This window comes from Mesorhizobium sp. M6A.T.Ce.TU.002.03.1.1 (assembly GCF_003997275.1).
Taxonomy (GTDB): domain Bacteria; phylum Pseudomonadota; class Alphaproteobacteria; order Rhizobiales; family Rhizobiaceae; genus Mesorhizobium; species Mesorhizobium mediterraneum.
In genome coordinates this window covers 1-20,009 of record NZ_RZTI01000116.1, presented here as the reverse complement: position 1 = coordinate 20,009, position 20,009 = coordinate 1, and the positions used below count along the sequence as shown (strand labels likewise).

Below are 20,009 nucleotides of genomic sequence, written 5' to 3'. Positions count from 1 at the left end.
CGTGGAATCCACAGTGAATTGCGCACGAGGGCCGACAAGGCGCCTGACACCGCCGGCAAGCATGATCGGACAGGCCGCCCCACACGCCCCGCTGGCATCGATCGTGAGCCCGACATAGACGCCATCTTCGGCGGTGCAATCCGCCTTGTCCGGCTCGCATCCAATGAAGTCCGTCCGCGCAACCGCCACGTCGAGCTTGCGTTCTCGGATCAGCCTTCCGGCGGCCAGAGCGCCAAGCACGTCACCTCCCGGCGAGTTGATCACCACGGGCAATCGCCGACCACCGATCTTGTCCAGCAGTTGGCGCAGCCGTTCCGGCGTCTGAGCGCTAATCGTGCCTTCCGCGGAGATCCATTCGGGACAATTGGGATCGCAGAGAAAACTTCTGCCTCGAACCAGAACGAAGCGCATATCGCCAACATCGGCCCGCTGCACGGTTTCGCGTTCGACCGACGCGGCGGGAGCGGGCTTGGCGTATGCCACCACATCGCCGGCCGGCGCCGGTACTTCCCTGCAGTTCGGGGCCACCGGATCGGTGTTGCACAGGGTTGCCGCGGTCAGCAGGTCGACGGCATCCAGGCTGGTAACGAGCTTCGTCTGCAGCATGTCGTAGGGAGCCAGTTGCTGGATGGTGCTGGCCGGCGTGTTCTTCATCGTCTCGAGCACGCCTTGGCCGACGCCCATTTCCTTCAGATAGGCCGCCAGTCTTTTCTCCACCGACTTGCTCATCTCGTAGGTCTTGTAGCTGCCGGCATTCTTGCGGCCGACGATCTTCTTGCTGAGGACCTTCTTCTTGCCCCTCACCACGCGATAGGTGGTCCGGTACTGCAATTTCGTCCGGATGTAGGTCGTGGTGATCTGATGGACGCCGAGATAGGCCCATTGCCCGACCACGCGCCTGATGCCGCCGGCAAACATCAGCGGGCAAGCGGAATTGCAGATGGCGCCGCTGGCATAGGCATTGCCGAAATAGCGAGCGCCCTTGGCATCGTTCTCGTTGCAGCCCTTGGCTTCGGGCTGGCAACCGGTGAACCGGGTTTTGCCGACCGCGATATCGAGTTTGTTCTTGCGGAGAAGCCGGCCAAGCGCCAGCGCCGCTTCGACGTTGCCGCCGGGAGAGTCCACGACAACAGGCAGTTTTCGGCGGCCGACTGCTTTGAGCGTGCGTTTGAACAGGGCCGGTGTGCCGGCTTCTATCGAGCCTTCAGCCGATATCCATTCCGGGCAGGTCGGCTCGCAACCAGGCGCGCTGCTGCGGACGACGACAAACCGCATCGCCGGACCAAGATCCGGCACGGATTTTTTTGTATTCGCCGCGAAGGCAGCGTGTTCCATGACAAGGAACGACGCCAAGCAGATCACCCCCAGCGTCCACCATGTCTGGCCATTCAAACGGTGCCATGGAACCATTTGGGCAAGCCCCCGCGATGCAACCTATACTAGTTAAGGTTTGGACGCTTGCAACAGGTTTTGGAACGACTGCGCAGGCGCATGTCGGCAGTGCCCCAAAAGCAGAAAGGGCAGCCCGAGGACTGCCCTTTTCGCATTCGATCTGACCGGCAGTGCCGGTGTCGATTACTCTTTGATGGTGACGACGATGCCGGCACCGACGGTGCGGCCGCCTTCACGGATGGCGAAGCGCAGCTTCTCTTCCATTGCGATCGGCACGATCAGCTCGACATCGACCGTGATGTTGTCGCCGGGCATCACCATCTCGGTGCCTTCCGGCAGCGACACGATGCCGGTCACGTCGGTCGTGCGGAAATAGAACTGCGGCCGGTAGTTGGTGAAGAACGGCGTGTGACGGCCACCTTCGTCCTTGGTCAGGATGTAGGCTTCGGCCACGAACTTCTTGTGCGGCTTGACCGTGCCCGGCTTGGCCAGAACCTGGCCGCGCTCGACACCTTCACGATCGACACCGCGCAGCAGCGCGCCGATGTTGTCGCCGGCCTGGCCCTGATCGAGCAGCTTGCGGAACATCTCGACGCCGGTGCAGGTCGTCTTGGTCGTCGGACGGATGCCGATGATCTCCAGCTCCTCGCCGACCTTGACCACGCCGCGCTCGACGCGACCGGTCACAACCGTGCCGCGGCCCGAGATCGAGAACACGTCCTCGATCGGCATCAGGAACGGCTTGTCGAGCGGACGAACCGGCGTCGGGATGTAGTCGTCGACCGCCGCCATCAATTCGCGGATCGCGTCCTCGCCGATCTTCTTGTCGGAATCTTCCAAAGCCGCAAGCGCCGAGCCCTTGACGATCGGAATGTCGTCGCCGGGGAACTCGTTCTTGGTCAACAGCTCACGCACCTCGAGCTCGACCAGCTCGAGCAGCTCGGCGTCGTCGACCTGGTCGACCTTGTTCAAAAACACCACGATCGACGGCACGCCGACCTGACGGGCCAAGAGGATGTGCTCGCGGGTCTGCGGCATCGGGCCGTCGGCCGCCGACACAACCAGGATCGCGCCGTCCATCTGCGCAGCGCCGGTGATCATGTTCTTCACATAGTCGGCGTGGCCGGGGCAGTCGACATGGGCGTAGTGGCGGGCAGCCGTCTCGTATTCGACATGCGCCGTCGAGATGGTGATGCCGCGCGCCTTCTCCTCAGGCGCCGCATCAATCTGGTCGTAGCGCTTGTATTCGCCAAAATACTTGGTGATCGCCGCCGTCAGCGACGTCTTGCCATGATCGACGTGGCCAATCGTGCCAATGTTCACATGAGGCTTTGTACGCTCGAATTTACCTTTTGCCATGTGATGTCTCCATTCCTGCTCGCCCGTGCGGGCTTTGAATTAAGTTAGCGCTGCAACCCGCCCGGGTTACGCGTATTTCTTCTGGACTTCCTGAGCGACCGCGGTCGGCACCGGCTCGTAGTGATCGAACTGCATCGTGTAGGCCGCGCGGCCCTGGCTCATCGAGCGCAAATTGTCGACGTATTTGAACATGTTGGCGAGCGGCACCATCGCGTTGATGACCACCGCCACGCCACGGGCCTCCTGGCCCTGGATCTGGCCGCGGCGGCCGTTCAGGTCGCCGATGACGCTGCCGACGTAATCTTCCGGCGTCACCACTTCGACCTTCATGATCGGCTCGAGCAACTGCACACCAAGCCTGGGCGCCGCTTCACGGAAGCAGGCACGGCCAGCGATTTCGAAGGCCAGAACGCTGGAGTCCACATCGTGGTAGGCACCATCGATCAGCGTCGCCTTGACGCCGATCATCGGGAAGCCGGCGAACGGGCCCGACGTCATGACGCTGTTGATGCCCTTTTCGACGCCGGGGATGTATTCCTTCGGCACAGCGCCACCGACAATCTTGGTTTCGAACTGGAATTCGCTGCTTTCCGGATTCGGCTCGAAGAGGATCTTGACGCGGGCGAACTGACCGGTACCGCCGGTCTGCTTCTTGTGCGTGTAGTCCTGTTCTTGGCTGCGGGTAATCGTCTCGCGATAGGCCACCTGCGGCGCGCCGACATTGGCCTCGACCTTGAACTCGCGACGCATGCGGTCGACGATGATGTCGAGGTGAAGCTCGCCCATGCCGGAAATGATCGTCTGGCCGCTTTCCTCGTCGGTCTTGACGCGGAAGGACGGATCCTCGGCGGCCAGGCGGTGAAGGGCGAGGCCCATCTTTTCCTGGTCGTTCTTGGTCTTCGGCTCAATAGCGATCTGGATGACCGGATCGGGGAATTCCATGCGCTCAAGGATGACCGGATGCAGCGGATCACTAAGCGTGTCGCCCGTGGTCGTGTCCTTGAGACCAGCCAGTGCGACGATATCGCCGGCAAACGCCTCTTCGACGTCGGCGCGCGAGTTCGCATGCATCTGCAGCATGCGGCCGATGCGCTCTTTCTTGCCCTTGACCGTGTTGTCGACCGAGATGCCCTTGGTGAGCTTGCCCGAATAGATGCGGGCAAAGGTGAGCGAACCGACGAACGGGTCGTTCATGATCTTGAAGGCGAGCATCGACAGCGGCTCGTTGTCGTCGGCATGACGCTCGATCTCGGCATCGGTCTTGGCGTCGACGCCCTTGATGGCCGGAACATCGGCCGGCGACGGCAGATATTCGACGACGGCATCGAGCAGCGGCTGCACGCCTTTGTTCTTGAAGGCCGAGCCACAGAACATCGGATAGAACTTCACCGCGATGGTGCCCTTGCGGATCAGCGCGCGGATCTCGTCATTGCTCGGCATCTTGCCTTCGAGGTAATTCTCAAGCGCCGTCTCGTCCATTTCGACGGCAGCCTCGATCATCTTCTCGCGGTATTCTTCCGCACGAGCCTTGAGGTCATCCGGGATCTCGACGACGTCCCAGGCAGCGCCCAGCGTTTCGTCACGCCAGACCAGCGCGTTCATCTCGACGAGGTCGACGACACCCTTGAATTCGGTCTCGGCACCGATCGGCAGCTGCATGACGACGGCATGCGCGCCGAGGCGCGAGCCGATCATCTCGACCGAACGGTAAAAATCGGCGCCGATCTTGTCCATCTTGTTGCAGAAGATCATGCGCGGCACGCGGTACTTGTCGGCCTGGCGCCAGACGGTCTCCGTCTGCGGCTCGACACCGGCATTGGCGTCGAGCAGCGCGATGGCGCCGTCGAGCACACGCAGCGAACGCTCGACCTCGATGGTGAAGTCGACGTGGCCGGGGGTGTCGATGATATTGAAGCGATGCATCTTGCCGTCACGAGCCTTCCAGAAGGTCGTGGTCGCGGCGGACGTGATGGTGATGCCGCGCTCCTGCTCCTGCTCCATCCAATCCATGGTGGCAGCGCCGTCATGGACTTCGCCGATCTTGTGCGACTTGCCCGTGTAGTAGAGGACGCGCTCGGTGGTCGTCGTCTTGCCGGCGTCGATATGCGCCATGATACCGAAATTGCGGTAGTCTTCGATTTTATATTCGCGGGCCATGGGAGGTGCCTCTTCAGTCTCGTTCGCGCTTTACCAGCGGTAGTGCGCGAAGGCGCGGTTGGCTTCTGCCATCTTGTGGGTGTCTTCACGCTTCTTCACGGCGGTGCCGCGGTTGTTGGCCGCGTCCATCAGCTCGCCGGAGAGGCGGTCGACCATAGTGGTCTCGTTGCGGTTGCGGGCCGCAGCGATCAGCCAGCGGATGGCCAGCGCCTGACGGCGCTCGGGGCGCACATCGACCGGAACCTGGTAGGTGGCACCGCCGACGCGGCGCGAACGCACTTCCACATGCGGCGCGACATTGTCGAGCGCCTGATGGAAGACGGTGACCGGCTCCTGCTTGGTCTTGGACTGGACCTGGTCGAGCGCACCGTAGACGATGGTCTCGGCAACCGACTTCTTGCCGTCATACATGACGGCATTCATGAACTTGGTGACGATCAGATCACCGAACTTCGGGTCCGGGTTGATCTCACGCTTTTCTGCACTGTGACGACGGGACATTTTTTCTCTGCCTCAATTCTGCGTGGTGGCCTGGATCCCGGATCGTCGCCTGGCGCCGTCCGGGATGACCTTGGCTACGCTTCGGTCACTTCGGACGCTTGGCGCCGTACTTCGAACGGCGCTGCTTGCGGTTCTTCACACCCTGCGTGTCGAGCACGCCGCGGATGATATGGTAGCGGACGCCCGGAAGATCCTTGACGCGGCCGCCGCGGATCATCACCACCGAGTGTTCCTGAAGGTTGTGGCCTTCGCCGGGGATGTAGCCGATCACTTCAAAACCATTGGTCAGGCGGATCTTGGCGACCTTGCGCAGCGCCGAGTTCGGCTTCTTCGGCGTCGTTGTGTAGACGCGCGTGCAGACGCCCCGCTTCTGCGGGTTCTGCTGCATGGCCGGGACCTTGTTGCGCTTCACCGGCGCAATGCGCGGCTTGCGGATCAGCTGGTTGACGGTAGGCATTAAACCCTCTTGTCTCTCAATTCCGTGTCTCGCCCGGTCAGGGCCGCTCAAAGCGTCATTTCCATACGCAAATTCGGGCCACAAACCGCGCCTCGCGGTCTTGCCCGAACAAATGGCAGAGGAAGCGGAAGCCGCTTCATGCACGCCGGAAATGTCTTTTCGCTCGTAAAACGAACCCTGTTTGAGGCAAACTCCAAAGCGTGTCGCTTCGGAAGGGAGAGCCTCACATCGGTTCTGACTGGCCGGCTTCTACTCGCAAGCCTGTTGCCCGTCAACCCCGGAGCGCCAAATATTACGCTGAAACCAAGGCTTGGCAGCCATGCGAAAGGCGCATGTAATTTTCTTTCGTCATTTTGCAAGAGGAAGGAAGAAAGTGACCGGCTTTCGGCTGTTGCGCGGCCATGCTTCATGCGAAAAAGGCGGCATGAATAGCGCAAATCCCCTCGCCCGGAGGAATCAGCCCGTGAACGACAATGATGAGCGCCCGGTCACCATCATCACCGGCCGGGCATGGAAAAGGAAGGGCGGCAAGCCGGAAGGCGTCCACCTCATGCTGGTCGCGCCCGACGACGATTCGGCGGTGCGCCGGGCGCTCGAATCGCTCTCGGCCGAAGGTTACGCCGAGGCGGAGCTCGACCAGATAGGCGACCTGGACGGCGTGCCCGACGAAGAGCCGCACCTGTCGGCCTATCAGGGCGCGCTCGAAGGCGAAGTGTCGATCGTCACCTTCGACGTTCCGGCCTGAAGCAGGGCCAGTCTGAAGCAGGGCCAGTCTGAACGAGAGGCAATGGCGGCTGTACCTGCCCTCGCCTGGGACCGTCATGTCCGACTCCGCCGAGACTTGCCCGGCATCGGTTCTCTGCTAAGAACCATTCGCTGCTGACAGCCAAGCGCATCCAATCCGCGGAGTCTCCCATGTCCTCGAACAGCAATCCCATCAAGCTCGGCGTCGTCGGGGTGGGAAAGATCGTCCGCGACCAGCACCTGCCGGCCTTGGCAAAGGACCAGGCCTATCGCCTCGCCGCTGCCGCCAGCCGGCACGGCAAGGTGGAAGACATCCCGAATTTCCCAACCATCGAGGCGATGCTCGACGCTGTGCCGGAGCTCGATGCCGTATCACTCTGCATGCCGCCGCAGGTCCGCTATGATGCCGCACGGACCGCGCTCGAAGCGAAAAAGCATGTCTTCCTGGAAAAGCCGCCCGGCGCCACGGTCAGCGAGGTCGAGGATTTGAAGGCGCTAGCGGTCGCGAACGGCGTCTCGCTGTTCGCCAGTTGGCATTCGCGCTATGCGCCGGCGGTGGAAGCCGCGCGTGCATTCCTCGGCTCGACCCAGATCAGATCGGCAGCCATCAACTGGAAGGAAGACGTGCGCCGTTGGCACCCGAATCAGGACTGGATCTGGGCCCCAGGCGGCTTCGGCGTCTTCGATCCCGGCATCAACGCGCTGTCGATCGCGACCCACATATTGCCGGCGATGTTCATCAGCTCGGCAATTCTCGATTTTCCCGAAAACCGCGCCGCCCCGATCGCCGCCCATATCGCCTTCCGCACCTCTGGTGGATTGCCGGTGACGATGGAGCTCGACTGGCGCCAGACCGGCCCGCAAAGCTGGGACATCCTGGCCGAGACGGACAAGGGCGCGATGGTGCTTTCGGGCGGCGGATCAAACCTCGAGGTCGACGGCCGCGTCGTTCACGACGAGCCGGAAGCCGAATATCCGATGCTCTACAGGCGTTTCGCCGAGATCGTGCGCGCCGGCGTCTCCGATGTCGATCTCGCCCCGCTGCAGCATGTCGCCGACGCCTTCATGCTCGGCAAGCGCAATGTAGTGGAAGCGTTTTTCGACTGAAGCTGTAAGGAGCGACCATCGCTCCGGTCCTGACCATCTTGCAAACGTTGCGCCGCCCCTCATCTGGCTGCCGCCACCTTCTCCCCGTGAACGGCAGGGCTATCGCATTACTCCCATTCCGTCACCATCGACATACGCTTCAACGCAACAAACAAAAAAGCCGCCGGGTTGCCCCGGCGGCTTTGTTGCCTGAGATCTGTGCCGCCGCGCTTACTGCGCGGCGTTGACCATGTCGGTCAACATCGGTTCGGCGACCTCGACGCCTGACGCCCTGCGGCGCTCGTCGATGATCAACTCGTCGCGCGAGGTGGCGATGCGCCGGATCTGGCTCATCGTGCCGCCGGTGCCGGCCGGGATCAGCCGGCCGACGATGACGTTTTCCTTCAGCCCCTGCAGCATGTCGGTCTTGCCGGCAACCGCCGCTTCGGTCAGCACCCTGGTCGTCTCCTGGAAGGAGGCGGCCGAGATGAAGGACGGCGTCTGCAGCGAGGCCTTGGTGATGCCCAAGAGCACCGGCTGGCCTTCGGCCGGCTTCTTGCCGTCCTCGACCAGGCGCTCGTTGACCTCTTCCAGCTCGATCACGTCGACGTGGTCGCCCGGAATGTAGGTCGAGTCGCCCTGGACGGTGATCTCGACCTTCTGCAGCATCTGGCGAACGATCACCTCGATGTGCTTGTCGTTGATCGACACGCCCTGCAGGCGGTAGACCTCCTGGATCTCGTTGACGAGGTAGGACGCAAGCGCCTCCACGCCCTTGATCGCCAGGATGTCGTGCGGCGCCGGATTGCCGTCGAGGATGTAGTCGCCCTTCTCGATGACGTCGCCGTCCTGGAGATGGAACGGCTTGCCCTTCGGGATCAGGTATTCGACCGGCTCAAGCGTCGAGTCATGTGGCTCGATGATGATGCGGCGCTTGTTCTTGTAGTCGCGGCCGAAGCGGATCGTGCCGTCGATCTCGGCGATGATGGCGTGATCCTTCGGACGGCGTGCCTCGAACAGTTCGGCAACACGCGGCAGACCGCCGGTGATGTCCTTGGTCTTGGCGCTTTCCATCGGGATACGCGCCAGCACGTCGCCGGGGCGAACCTGCGCACCCGGCTCGACCGAAAGAATGGCCTCGACCGAGAGCAGGAAGCGGGCGTCGCCGCCCTTCGACAGTTTGCCGACCTTGCCCTTGGCATCCTGGACGACGATCGCCGGCTTGAGGTCGTTGCCGCGTGGCGTCGAACGCCAGTCGATGACCTCGCGCTTGGTGATGCCGGTCGATTCGTCGGCCGTTTCCTGAACGGAAATGCCGTCGACCAGATCCTCGAACGCCACCTTCCCCTCGATCTCGGTGAGGATCGGGCGGGTATAGGGATCCCACTCGGCAACGCGCTGGCCGCGCTTCACCTTGTCGCCATCGTCCACGAAGATGCGCGAACCATAGGTGAGGCGGTGCGTGGCACGCTCCTTGCCGGCTTCGTCGAGGATCAGCACCGCCATGTTGCGGCCCATGACCATCTGCTGGCCGTCGGAGTTGCGCACCACGTTGCGGTTGCGGATCTCGACCTTGCCCTCATAGGAGGCTTCAAGGAACGAGCTATCCACCACCTGCGCGGTACCGCCCATGTGGAAGGTACGCATGGTGAGCTGGGTGCCCGGCTCGCCGATCGACTGCGCGGCGATGACGCCGACAGCCTCGCCCTGGTTGACCGGGGTGCCGCGGGCCAGATCGCGTCCGTAGCAGACCGCGCAGACACCGACCCTGACGTCGCAGGTCAGCGCCGAGCGGATGCGGACCGACTGGACGCCGGCCTTTTCGATCTCTTCGACGTCGCGTTCGTCCATCAGCGTTCCGGCCTTGACCAGAACCTCACCCGTGACCGGATGAGTGATGTCGTCGAGCGACGTGCGGCCGAGAACGCGCTGGCCGACGGAGGCGACGACCTGGCCGGCATCGACGATCGGCTGCATGGTGAGGCCCTTGTCGGTGCCGCAGTCGACGGAGTTGACGATGCAGTCCTGCGCCACGTCGACCAGACGACGGGTGAGGTAGCCCGAGTTCGCCGTCTTCAAGGCGGTGTCGGCCAGACCCTTGCGGGCGCCGTGGGTCGAGTTGAAGTACTCGAGCACGGTCAGGCCTTCCTTGAAGTTCGAGATGATCGGCGTCTCGATGATCTCACCGCTAGGCTTGGCCATCAGGCCGCGCATACCGGCAAGCTGGCGCATCTGGGTGGGCGAGCCGCGCGCACCGGAGTGCGACATCATATAGATCGAGTTCATCGGCTTTTGACGGCCATTGTCCTCGAACTCGACCGCCTTGATGCGGGCCATCATCTCGTCGGCGACCTTTTCCGAGCACTTGGCCCAGGCGTCGACGACCTTGTTGTACTTCTCGCCCTGCGTGATCAGGCCGTCATTGTACTGCTGCTCGTATTCCTTGGCCAAAGCCTCGGTATCGGAGACCAGCTTGATCTTGGCATCCGGGATCAGCATGTCGTCCTTGCCGAACGAAATGCCGGCGCGGCAGGCGTGGCTGAAGCCGAGGGCCATGATGCGGTCGCAGAAAATGACCGTCTCCTTCTGACCGCAATGGCGGTAGACGGTGTCGATCATCTTGGAGATGTTCTTCTTGGTCATCTCCTGGTTGGCGGTCTCGTAAGGCACGTTGACATTCTTCGGCAGCAGCTCGCCGATGATCATGCGGCCAGGCGTGGTGTCATGGATCTTCGACACGACTTTGCCTTCGGCATCGACCGTGCGGAAGCGGCCCTTGATCTTGGAATGCAACGTCACCGCCTTGGTCTCGAGCGCATGCTGGAGTTCGCCCATGTCGGCAAACACCATGCCCTCGCCCGGCTCGTTCTGATTGACGATCGAGAGATAGTAGAGACCCAGAACCATGTCCTGCGACGGCACGATGATCGGCGCGCCGGAAGCCGGGTGCAGGATGTTGTTGGTCGACATCATCAGCACGCGGGCTTCAAGCTGTGCTTCCAGCGACAGCGGCACGTGAACCGCCATCTGGTCGCCGTCGAAGTCGGCGTTGAAGGCCGTGCAGACCAGCGGGTGAAGCTGGATCGCCTTGCCTTCGATCAGGATCGGCTCGAATGCCTGGATGCCGAGGCGGTGCAGCGTCGGCGCACGGTTCAAGAGCACCGGATGCTCGCGGATGACCTCGTCGAGGATATCCCAGACCTCCGGACGCTCCTTCTCGACCAGCTTCTTCGCCTGCTTGACAGTCGAGGAGTAACCCTTGGCGTCGAGACGGGCATAGATGAAGGGCTTGAACAGTTCGAGCGCCATCTTCTTCGGCAGGCCGCACTGGTGCAGCTTGAGCTCCGGGCCGGTCACGATGACCGAGCGGCCGGAATAGTCGACGCGCTTGCCGAGCAGGTTCTGGCGGAACCGGCCCTGCTTCCCCTTGAGCATGTCGGACAGCGACTTCAGCGGGCGCTTGTTGGCGCCGGTGATGACGCGGCCGCGACGGCCGTTGTCGAACAGCGCGTCGACGGCTTCCTGCAGCATGCGCTTTTCATTGCGCACGATGATGCCGGGGGCGCGCAGCTCGATCAGCCGCTTCAGGCGGTTGTTGCGGTTGATAACGCGGCGATAGAGATCGTTGAGATCGGACGTGGCGAAACGGCCGCCGTCCAGCGGGACCAGCGGGCGCAGGTCCGGCGGGATCACCGGAACCACCTTCATGATCATCCATTCCGGACGGTTGCCGGACTCCATGAAGTTCTCGACGACCTTGAGCCGCTTCAGATACTTCTTCTGCTTCAGCTCGGACGTGGTCGAAGCCAGCTCCGAACGCAGGTCGCCGGCGATCTTCTCCAGGTCCATGCCGGCCAGAAGGTCGTGGATGGCCTCGGCGCCGATCATGGCGGTGAAGCTATCCTCGCCATATTCGTCGACGGCCATCATGTACTCTTCCTCGCTGAGGAGCTGGTGCTCCTTCAGCGCGGTGAGGCCAGGCTCGGTGACGATATAGTTCTCGAAGTAGAGAACGCGCTCAATATCCTTCAGCGTCATGTCGAGCAGCGTGCCGATACGCGACGGCAGCGACTTCAGGAACCAGATATGGGCGACGGGCGCGGCCAGCTCGATATGGCCCATGCGCTCGCGACGGACGCGCGACAGCGTGACTTCGACGCCGCACTTCTCGCAGATAACGCCCTTGTACTTCATGCGCTTGTACTTGCCGCACAGGCATTCGTAGTCCTTGATCGGACCAAAAATGCGCGCGCAAAACAGGCCGTCGCGCTCCGGCTTGAAGGTGCGGTAGTTGATGGTCTCCGGCTTCTTGATCTCGCCGAACGACCAGGACAGAATCTTCTCAGGGCTGGCGAGCGAGATCCGGATGGAATCGAACACCTGCGCAGGCGCCTGGGGATTGAAGAGATTCATGACCTCTTGGTTCATGCCGTTCTCCTTTTCGGGGTCCTCGAAACCCCTTGCATCTAGCGCGGGCCAAACGCCCGCCGACTTGTCGGCCACCGGCCGAAGAATTTTGGTGCGTCCGGTCGCGGGAGCCGCGACCGGACGTCTTGCTCACTCGGCCGCGTCGGGCAGCCGAACCGGGTTGTCGTCCAGCTTGGTGTTCTCCAGCTCGACATTGAGGCCCAGAGACCGCATTTCCTTGACGAGAACGTTGAAGCTCTCGGGAATGCCGGCCTCGAACGTGTCGTCGCCTCTGACGATCGCCTCGTAGACCTTGGTGCGGCCGGCGACGTCGTCCGACTTCACCGTCAGCATCTCCTGCAGGGTGTAGGCGGCGCCGTACGCTTCGAGCGCCCAGACCTCCATCTCGCCGAAGCGCTGGCCACCGAACTGCGCCTTGCCGCCCAGCGGCTGCTGGGTAACGAGCGAGTACGGCCCGATCGAACGCGCGTGGATCTTGTCGTCCACAAGATGGTGAAGCTTGAGCATATATATGTAGCCCATCGTCACTTTGCGATCGAACGGCTCGCCGGTGCGTCCGTCATAGAGCTGCGACTGACCGCTGGTGTGCAGGCCCGCCTGCTCCAGCATGATGTTGATGTCGGCCTCGTGCGCGCCGTCGAACACCGGTGTCGCGATGGAGACGCCGCGGCGCATCTGCTCGCTGAGGCGAACGATGCTCTCGTCGTCGTATTCGCGGATCGGCTCGTTGCGGTCGTTGGCCGGCATGAAGCTCTCGAGCGTCTTGCGCAGCGGCTTGATGTCGCCGGCCGTCTTGTAGGCGTCGATCAGATCGCCGATCTTCCTGCCCATTCCGGCGCAAGCCCAGCCCAGATGCGTCTCCAGGATCTGGCCGACATTCATACGGCTCGGCACACCCAGCGGGTTGAGCACGATATCGGCATGCGTGCCGTCCTCGAGGAACGGCATGTCCTCGACCGGAACGATCCGCGACACGACACCCTTGTTGCCGTGCCGGCCGGCCATCTTGTCGCCGGGCTGCATCTTGCGCTTCACGGCCACGAAGACTTTGACCATCTTCATGACGCCGGGAGGCATCTCGTCGCCGCGCTGCACCTTCTCGACCTTGTCCATGAAGCGCTGCTCGAGCGCCTTCTTGGAATCGTCGTACTGGCCACGCAGGGCTTCCAGTTCGCTCTGGAGCTTTTCGTTCTCCACCGCAAACTGCCACCACTGCGAACGCGGATACTCGTCAAGCGTGTCCTTCGACAGCTTCGAGCCCTTTTTGAAGCCCTTCGGCCCGGCAATCGCTTCCTTGCCAACGAGAACGTCGGAAAGGCGCGAATAGACGTTGCGGTCGAGGATCGCCTGCTCGTCGTCGCGGTCCTTGGCGAGGCGTTCGATCTCCTCGCGTTCGATCGCCATGGCGCGCTCGTCCTTCTCCACACCGTGGCGGTTGAAGACACGCACTTCGACGACGGTGCCGAAGGTTCCGGGCGGCATGCGCATGGAGGTGTCACGCACGTCCGATGCCTTTTCGCCGAAGATGGCGCGCAGCAGCTTTTCTTCCGGTGTCATCGGGCTTTCGCCCTTCGGCGTGATCTTGCCGACCAGGATGTCGCCCGGCTGCACTTCCGCACCGATATAGACGATGCCGGCCTCATCGAGGTTCTTCAGCGCTTCTTCCGAGACGTTGGGAATGTCGCGCGTGATTTCCTCCGGCCCGAGCTTGGTGTCGCGCGCCATGACCTCGAACTCCTCGATGTGGATCGAGGTGAAGACGTCGTCGGCGACGATGCGCTCGGACAAGAGGATCGAGTCCTCATAGTTGTAGCCATTCCACGGCATGAACGCGACCAGCACGTTGCGGCCGAGCGCCAGATCGCCGAGCTCGGTCGACGGACCGTCGGCGATGATGTCGCCCTTGTTGACCCGGTCGCCCATACGCACCAGCGGACGCTGGTTGATACAGGTGTTCTGGTTCGAACGCTGGAACTTCATCAGCCGGTAGATGTCGACGCCCGACTTGCCGGGATCGAGATCCTCCGTGGCGCGGATGACGATACGCGTCGCGTCCACCTGGTCGACGATGCCGCCGCGGCGGGCGCCGATGGCGGCACCCGAGTCACGGGCGACGATCGGCTCCATGCCGGTGCCGACGAACGGCGCTTCGGCGCGCACCAGCGGCACGGCCTGACGCTGCATGTTCGAGCCCATCAGGGCGCGGTTGGCGTCGTCGTTCTCGAGGAACGGGATCAGGGCCGCGGCCACCGACACCATCTGCTTCGGCGACACGTCCATCAGATCGACGTTTTCGCGCGGCGCCATCATCACTTCGCCGGCGTTGCGGCAAATGACGAATTCGTCGACGAAACCACCATTCTTGTCGAGCTCGGCATTGGCCTGAGCGACGTGATGCTTGGCCTCTTCCATCGCCGACAGGTAGACGACCTCATTGGTCAGCTTGCCGTTGACGATCTTGCGGTACGGGCTCTCGATGAAGCCGTACTTGTTGACGCGCGCGAAGGTGGCCAGCGAGTTGATCAGACCGATGTTCGGGCCTTCCGGCGTCTCGATCGGGCAGATGCGTCCGTAATGCGTCGGGTGCACGTCGCGCACCTCGAAGCCGGCGCGCTCGCGGGTCAGACCACCAGGTCCAAGCGCCGAGAGACGGCGCTTGTGGGTGATCTCCGACAGCGGGTTGGTCTGGTCCATGAACTGCGACAGCTGCGAGGAGCCGAAGAACTCGCGCACGGCGGCAGCCGCCGGCTTGGCGTTGATCAGGTCCTGCGGCATCACCGTGTCGATCTCGATCGAGGACATGCGTTCCTTGATCGCGCGCTCCATGCGCAGCAGCCCGACGCGGTACTGGTTCTCCATCAGCTCGCCGACCGAGCGCACGCGGCGATTGCCGAGATTGTCGATGTCGTCGATCTCGCCCTTGCCGTCGCGCAGTTCGACCAGCGTCCTGACCACGGCCAGGATGTCGTCCTTGCGCAGCACGCGCACGGTATCCTCGGCCTTGAGCTCGAGGCGCATGTTCATCTTGACGCGGCCGACGGCCGACAAATCATAGCGCTCGCTGTCGAAGAACAGTGAGTTGAACATGGCTTCGGCGGTCTCGAGCGTCGGCGGCTCGCCGGGGCGCATGACACGGTAGATGTCGAACAGCGCGTCCTGGCGGCTCTCATTCTTGTCGACGTTGAGCGTGTTGCGGATGTAGGCGCCGACATTGACGTGGTCGATGTCGAGAACCTTGATCTCATCATCGCCGGCGCTGAGAAGCACTTTCAGCGTCTTTTCATCGATCTCGTCGCCGGCTTCGAGGAAAATCTCGCCGGTCGCATAGTTGACGATGTCCTCGGCAAGGTAGTTGCCGAGCAGATCCTCGTCGGTTGCCTTGATCGCCTTGAGACCCTTTTCGCCGAGCGCCCTGGCCTGGCGGGCAGTGATCTTCTTGCCGGCCTCGACGACGACCTCGTTGGTGTCTGCATCGACCAGGTCGCCAACGGCCTTGAGGCCGCGGAAACGCTCGACGTTGAACGGGATGCGCCAGTGGTCGCCGGCACGCTTGTAGGTGATCTTGTTGTAGAAGGTCGACAGGATCTCCTCGCCGTCCATGCCGAGCGCCATCAACAGCGACGACACCGGAATCTTGCGGCGGCGGTCGATGCGGGCGTGCACTACGTCCTTCGAGTCGAACTCGATGTCGAGCCACGAGCCGCGATAGGGGATGACGCGCGCGGCAAACAGCAGCTTGCCGGACGAGTGCGACTTGCCCTTGTCATGGTCGAAGAAGACGCCCGGCGAACGGTGCATCTGCGAGACGATGACGCGCTCGGTGCCGTTGACGATGAAGGTGCCGTTCAAGGTCATGAGCGGCATGTCGCCCATGTAGACGTCCTGCTCCTTGATGTCCTTGATCGACTTGGCGCCGGTATCCTCGTCGATATCGAACACGATGAGACGCAGCGTCACCTTGAGTGGCGCGGCATAGGTCAGGTCGCGCTGACGGCATTCGTCAACGTCGAATTTCGGTCCTTCGAACTCGTACTTCACGAATTCCAGCATCGAGGAGCCGGAAAAGTCGGAGATCGGGAAGACCGACCTGAAAACCGCCTGCAGTCCCTCGTCAGGACGCCCGCCCTTGGGCTCCTCCACCATCAGGAACTGGTCATAGGATGCCTTCTGAACCTCGATCAGGTTCGGCATCTCCGCAACTTCCGGGATCTTTCCGAAGAATTTGCGTACGCGTCTGCGGCCATTGAAAGTTTGTGTCTGGGCCATCGTCGCTCCTTAGCTCGATTCTCGGGGCGAGCCTCGCCGCGGCTCGCCTTGCATTCTCGGCCACCTCGGCGGCGGCCTTTAATTTGTTCACCCGCCACCTGTCGGTGGCCGGCCAAAACGGGAGAAAACCCGTTTCCTGAAGGCCGGTTTACGGCCCTCAGGAAAGAGGTTTTCGTACTCTTCGCGTTACGCAGCCTCCCTTCGCGCCAAGGGAGTGGCGGACGGCGCGAAGCCGCCCGCCAATATCAAACGCTTACTTCAGTTCGACCTTGGCGCCGGCTGCTTCCAGCTGGGCCTTGAACTTGTCCGCGTCGGCCTTGGAAACAGCTTCCTTGACCGGCTTCGGAGCCGCCTCGACCAGGTCCTTGGCTTCCTTGAGGCCAAGACCGGTGATGGCTCGAACTTCCTTGATGACGTTGATCTTCTGAGCACCCGCCTCGGTGAGGACGACGTCGAATTCCGTCTTTTCCTCGACCGGAGCAGCTGCGGCCGCAGCACCGCCAGCGGCGGCAACCGCCACCGGAGCAGCTGCGGAAACGCCCCACTTTTCTTCCAGAAGCTTCGACAGCTCGGCCGCCTCAAGGACGGTCAGCTTCGAAAGGTCGTCTACGATCTTTGCCAGATCAGCCATTGCAATATTCCTTCATAAGGTTCGAACGTGTGTTTGTGATAGCGAGGAACGGCCTCATGCCGCCTCGTCCTTCCGGGCGTAAGCGCCGATGACACGCGCGACCGAAGCCGCAGGCGCATTGACGATCTGGGCGATCCGGGTTGCCGGCGTGGCGATCATGCCAACCAGCCTGCCGCGCAGCTCATCGAGCGACGGAAGTGTGGCGAGTGCCTTCACACCGTCGGCGTTGAGCGAGGTGGTGCCCATTGCGCCACCGAGAATGACGAGCTTGTCATTTCCCTTGGCGAAATCGGACGCGACCTTCGGCGCCGCAATCGGATCCTCCGAATAGGCGATCAGCGTCTGTCCCTTGAACAGGTCGATGATCGATGCGGAGTCCGTGCCCTGAAGAGCGATTTTGGCGAGACGGTTCTTCGCGACTTTGACGGTGCCACCGGCGACACGCATTTTCGACCGAAGGTCGTTCATTTGCGCGACGGTGATACCGGCGTAGTGGGCCACGACGACTGAACCTGCGCCCGAAAACGCTTCATTCAGGCCCGTGACGAGTTCGCGTTTTTCCGCTCTGTCCACTGCCTATCTCCAGTTGACCCCTGCCCTTTTCACGAGGACAGGCGTCGGGTTGCCTTTTGCCGGCCGGGCCATCCAGTAACGGATCTCCCGAACGACGCTCGAGGATCCTGCCCCCTTTCGCCACACCAGCCGGCAAGCCGAATGGTGCGCAGACAAAAGGCAAACACGGTTCGAACCTTTCGTTGGAGCAGTCGCTCCGTTGTCCGGTCTTCACCCGTCTCATGCAGGCCCACATGAATTAAGGCCCCCCTTGAACTAAGGCTTGGGGCCGCCCGCAATCTCGGACAGGATGTCCGGAAGCCTTTCGACTTCCGGTACCGGGCCGCCAAGATAATCGGAGGCCCGGAATTCTGCTTGCGGATCGGCCCTTTAGCGGCCGATCCAAATAGGTCGTATCAGGACGCTGCCAGCGTCGAGACGTCGAGCTTGAGGCCCGGGCCCATCGTCGAGGTGACCGACACCTTCTTGACGTAGTTGCCCTTGGCGCCAGCCGGCTTCGCCTTGTTCACTGCGTCGGCGAACGCGCGGATGTTCTCTTCCAGCGCCTTGACGTCGAACGAGATCTTGCCGACGCCGCCATGCACGATGCCGGCCTTCTCGACGCGGAACTCGACGGCGCCGCCCTTCGACGCCTTGACGGCGGCGGTGACGTCAGTGGTGACGGTGCCGACCTTCGGGTTCGGCATCATGCCGCGCGGGCCGAGCACCTTGCCCAGACGGCCGACCAGCGGCATCATGTCCGGCGTGGCGATGCAGCGATCGAAGTCGATCGTGCCCTTCTGGACGATGTCGACCAGATCCTCGGCGCCAACGATATCGGCGCCGGCCGCCTTGGCTTCCTCGGCCTTGTCACCACGCGCGAAAACGGCGACGCGGACGGTACGGCCGGTGCCGTTCGGCAAATTGACCACGCCACGGACCATCTGGTCGGCATGGCGCGGGTCGACACCCAGGTTCATCGCGACTTCAACGGTCTCGTCGAACTTCACCGAGGACCGGTCCTTGAGCAGCTTCAGCGCATCACCCAAGGCATAGGCCTTGTTGGGATCGATGCCTTCGCGGGTCTTCGATACACGCTTTGCAATCTTTGCCATGATCTCAGCCCACCACTTCCAGACCCATCGAGCGGGCGGAGCCCTCGACCATGCGCATGGCCCCCTCGATATCGGTTGCGTTCAGATCCTTCATCTTCTGCTCGGCGATGGCGCGCACCTTGTCGCGGCCGATCGTGCCGGCCTTGACCTTGCCCGGCTCCTTCGAGCCCGACTTCAGGTTTGCGGCCTTCTTCAGGAAGTAGCTCACCGGCGGCGTCTTCATGACGAAGGTGAACGACTTGTCCTGGTAATAGGTGATCACGACCGGAACCGGCGATCCCTTTTCCATTTCCTGGGTCTGCGCGTTGAACGCCTTGCAGAACTCCATGATGTTGATGCCGCGCTGACCAAGCGCCGGTCCGATCGGGGGCGACGGCGTAGCCGAACCCGCGGAAACCTGGAGCTTGAGCTGGCCTGCAATTTTCTTAGCCATCTCTTTCCTGCCTTCATCTCATGCCGGCCCCACTATGTGGGCAACACCGGCGGTTGCAGTCTGGTGGTGCGGTTCCTGTGGCCGGCTAAAGCCGCATTCGCCTCCCACCTGTGTTGGCCGCGATTTCCACGCCGCCTCCCCTCACCGCCGAATGGGCGACAAGGGATTTCGGATCAGCCCTTTTCGACCTGTCCGAATTCGAGATCGACCGGCACGGCGCGCCCGAAGATCGAAACTTCCACCTTGAGCCGCGCCCGCTCCTCGTCCACTTCCTGGACGAAACCGTTGAACGATGCGAACGGACCGTCCGAGACGCGGATCGCCTCGCCGATCTCGAAAGTGACCGACGGCTTCGGCCGCTCGACGCCTTCCTGCACCTGGTTCAGGATGCGCTGGGCCTCGGCCTCGGTGATCGGCACCGGCTTCGAGTCACCCAGGAAGCCGGTGACCTTCGGCGTGTTCTTCACGAGCGAGAACACCGCGTCGGTCAGGTTGGCCTTCAAGAGCACATAGCCCGGGAAGAACTTGCGCTCGGCATCGACCTTGCGGCCGCGGCGGATCTCGACGACCTTCTCGGTCGGCACGACGATCTGCTCGATGTCAGCGGACAGGCCTTTCTGCTTGGCCTTGTTCTCGATGTCCTCGGCGACCTTTTTTTCAAAGTTCGAATAGGCGTGGACGATGTACCACCGCGCAGTCATCTTAAGACTTCTCCGTAATCGCCGGACTTAGCGTCCAATGCCCAGAATCTGCTCGACCGCGAGGCCCATGAGCTGATCGGCGGTAAAGAAAAAGATCATCGCGATCACAGCGAACGCCAGGACCATCACCGTCGAAATCATCGTTTCGCGCCGCGAAGGCCAAGTCACCTTGGCGGTCTCCGAGCGA

15 protein-coding genes are annotated in these 20,009 nt (G+C 62.4%); 2 read left to right on the top strand and 13 right to left on the bottom strand.

Going from position 1 to position 20,009, the window contains the following annotated elements; translation table 11 throughout:
• The 5 genes from EOC93_RS26025 to rpsL form a co-directional block, all read right to left on the bottom strand.
• A partial coding sequence (locus EOC93_RS26025) for a hypothetical protein (RefSeq protein WP_127206036.1) occupies positions 1–1,410 on the bottom strand: 1,410 nt, incomplete at its 3' end.
• A gap of 165 nt (positions 1,411–1,575) precedes the next feature.
• Positions 1,576–2,751 (bottom strand): elongation factor Tu, encoded by a 1,176-nt coding sequence (tuf, locus tag EOC93_RS26020; protein ID WP_126106702.1) that lies wholly within the window; start codon positions 2,749–2,751, stop codon positions 1,576–1,578.
• 66 nt (positions 2,752–2,817) lie between these two features.
• The gene (gene fusA / locus EOC93_RS26015; protein ID WP_095488822.1) at positions 2,818–4,908 is read right to left on the bottom strand and encodes an elongation factor G; all 2,091 of its coding nucleotides are present in this window, start codon (positions 4,906–4,908) and stop codon (positions 2,818–2,820) included.
• A 30-nt stretch (positions 4,909–4,938) separates the two neighbouring features.
• Entirely contained in the window at positions 4,939–5,409 is a 471-nt protein-coding gene (gene rpsG, locus EOC93_RS26010) for a 30S ribosomal protein S7 (RefSeq protein ID WP_008875664.1), read from the bottom strand.
• A gap of 85 nt (positions 5,410–5,494) precedes the next feature.
• Entirely contained in the window at positions 5,495–5,866 is a 372-nt protein-coding gene (gene rpsL / locus EOC93_RS26005; protein WP_006333356.1) for a 30S ribosomal protein S12, read from the bottom strand.
• Between the two features lie 463 nt (positions 5,867–6,329).
• Here rpsL and EOC93_RS26000 point away from each other — a divergent pair, with 463 nt between their 5' ends.
• A complete protein-coding gene (locus EOC93_RS26000; protein ID WP_095488828.1) occupies positions 6,330–6,611 on the top strand; it encodes a transcriptional regulator in 282 nt (93 codons plus the stop codon).
• A 170-nt stretch (positions 6,612–6,781) separates the two neighbouring features.
• Positions 6,782–7,717, top strand: coding sequence for a Gfo/Idh/MocA family oxidoreductase (locus EOC93_RS25995; protein WP_127206035.1), 936 nt, complete (start codon positions 6,782–6,784; stop codon positions 7,715–7,717).
• Between the two features lie 210 nt (positions 7,718–7,927).
• Here EOC93_RS25995 and rpoC read toward each other — a convergent pair whose 3' ends face one another.
• From rpoC to secE, 8 genes are all read right to left on the bottom strand, one after another.
• On the bottom strand, positions 7,928–12,124 hold the full coding sequence (gene rpoC, locus EOC93_RS25990) for a DNA-directed RNA polymerase subunit beta' (protein WP_127206034.1): 4,197 nt from the start codon (positions 12,122–12,124) through the stop codon (positions 7,928–7,930).
• A 129-nt stretch (positions 12,125–12,253) separates the two neighbouring features.
• Positions 12,254–16,390, bottom strand: coding sequence for a DNA-directed RNA polymerase subunit beta (gene rpoB / locus EOC93_RS25985; protein ID WP_127206033.1), 4,137 nt, complete (start codon positions 16,388–16,390; stop codon positions 12,254–12,256).
• Between the two features lie 253 nt (positions 16,391–16,643).
• On the bottom strand, positions 16,644–17,021 hold the full coding sequence (gene rplL / locus EOC93_RS25980) for a 50S ribosomal protein L7/L12 (protein WP_023680442.1): 378 nt from the start codon (positions 17,019–17,021) through the stop codon (positions 16,644–16,646).
• 54 nt (positions 17,022–17,075) lie between these two features.
• On the bottom strand, positions 17,076–17,594 hold the full coding sequence (rplJ, locus tag EOC93_RS25975; protein WP_065011395.1) for a 50S ribosomal protein L10: 519 nt from the start codon (positions 17,592–17,594) through the stop codon (positions 17,076–17,078).
• 395 nt (positions 17,595–17,989) lie between these two features.
• Complete coding sequence (rplA, locus tag EOC93_RS25970) at positions 17,990–18,688, bottom strand: 50S ribosomal protein L1 (protein ID WP_127206032.1); 699 nt, start codon at positions 18,686–18,688, stop codon at positions 17,990–17,992.
• Between the two features lie 4 nt (positions 18,689–18,692).
• Entirely contained in the window at positions 18,693–19,121 is a 429-nt protein-coding gene (gene rplK / locus EOC93_RS25965) for a 50S ribosomal protein L11 (protein ID WP_023798121.1), read from the bottom strand.
• 173 nt (positions 19,122–19,294) lie between these two features.
• Entirely contained in the window at positions 19,295–19,822 is a 528-nt protein-coding gene (gene nusG, locus EOC93_RS25960) for a transcription termination/antitermination protein NusG (RefSeq protein WP_006333333.1), read from the bottom strand.
• A 27-nt stretch (positions 19,823–19,849) separates the two neighbouring features.
• A partial coding sequence (gene secE / locus EOC93_RS25955; RefSeq protein WP_127206031.1) for a preprotein translocase subunit SecE occupies positions 19,850–20,009 on the bottom strand: 160 nt, incomplete at its 5' end.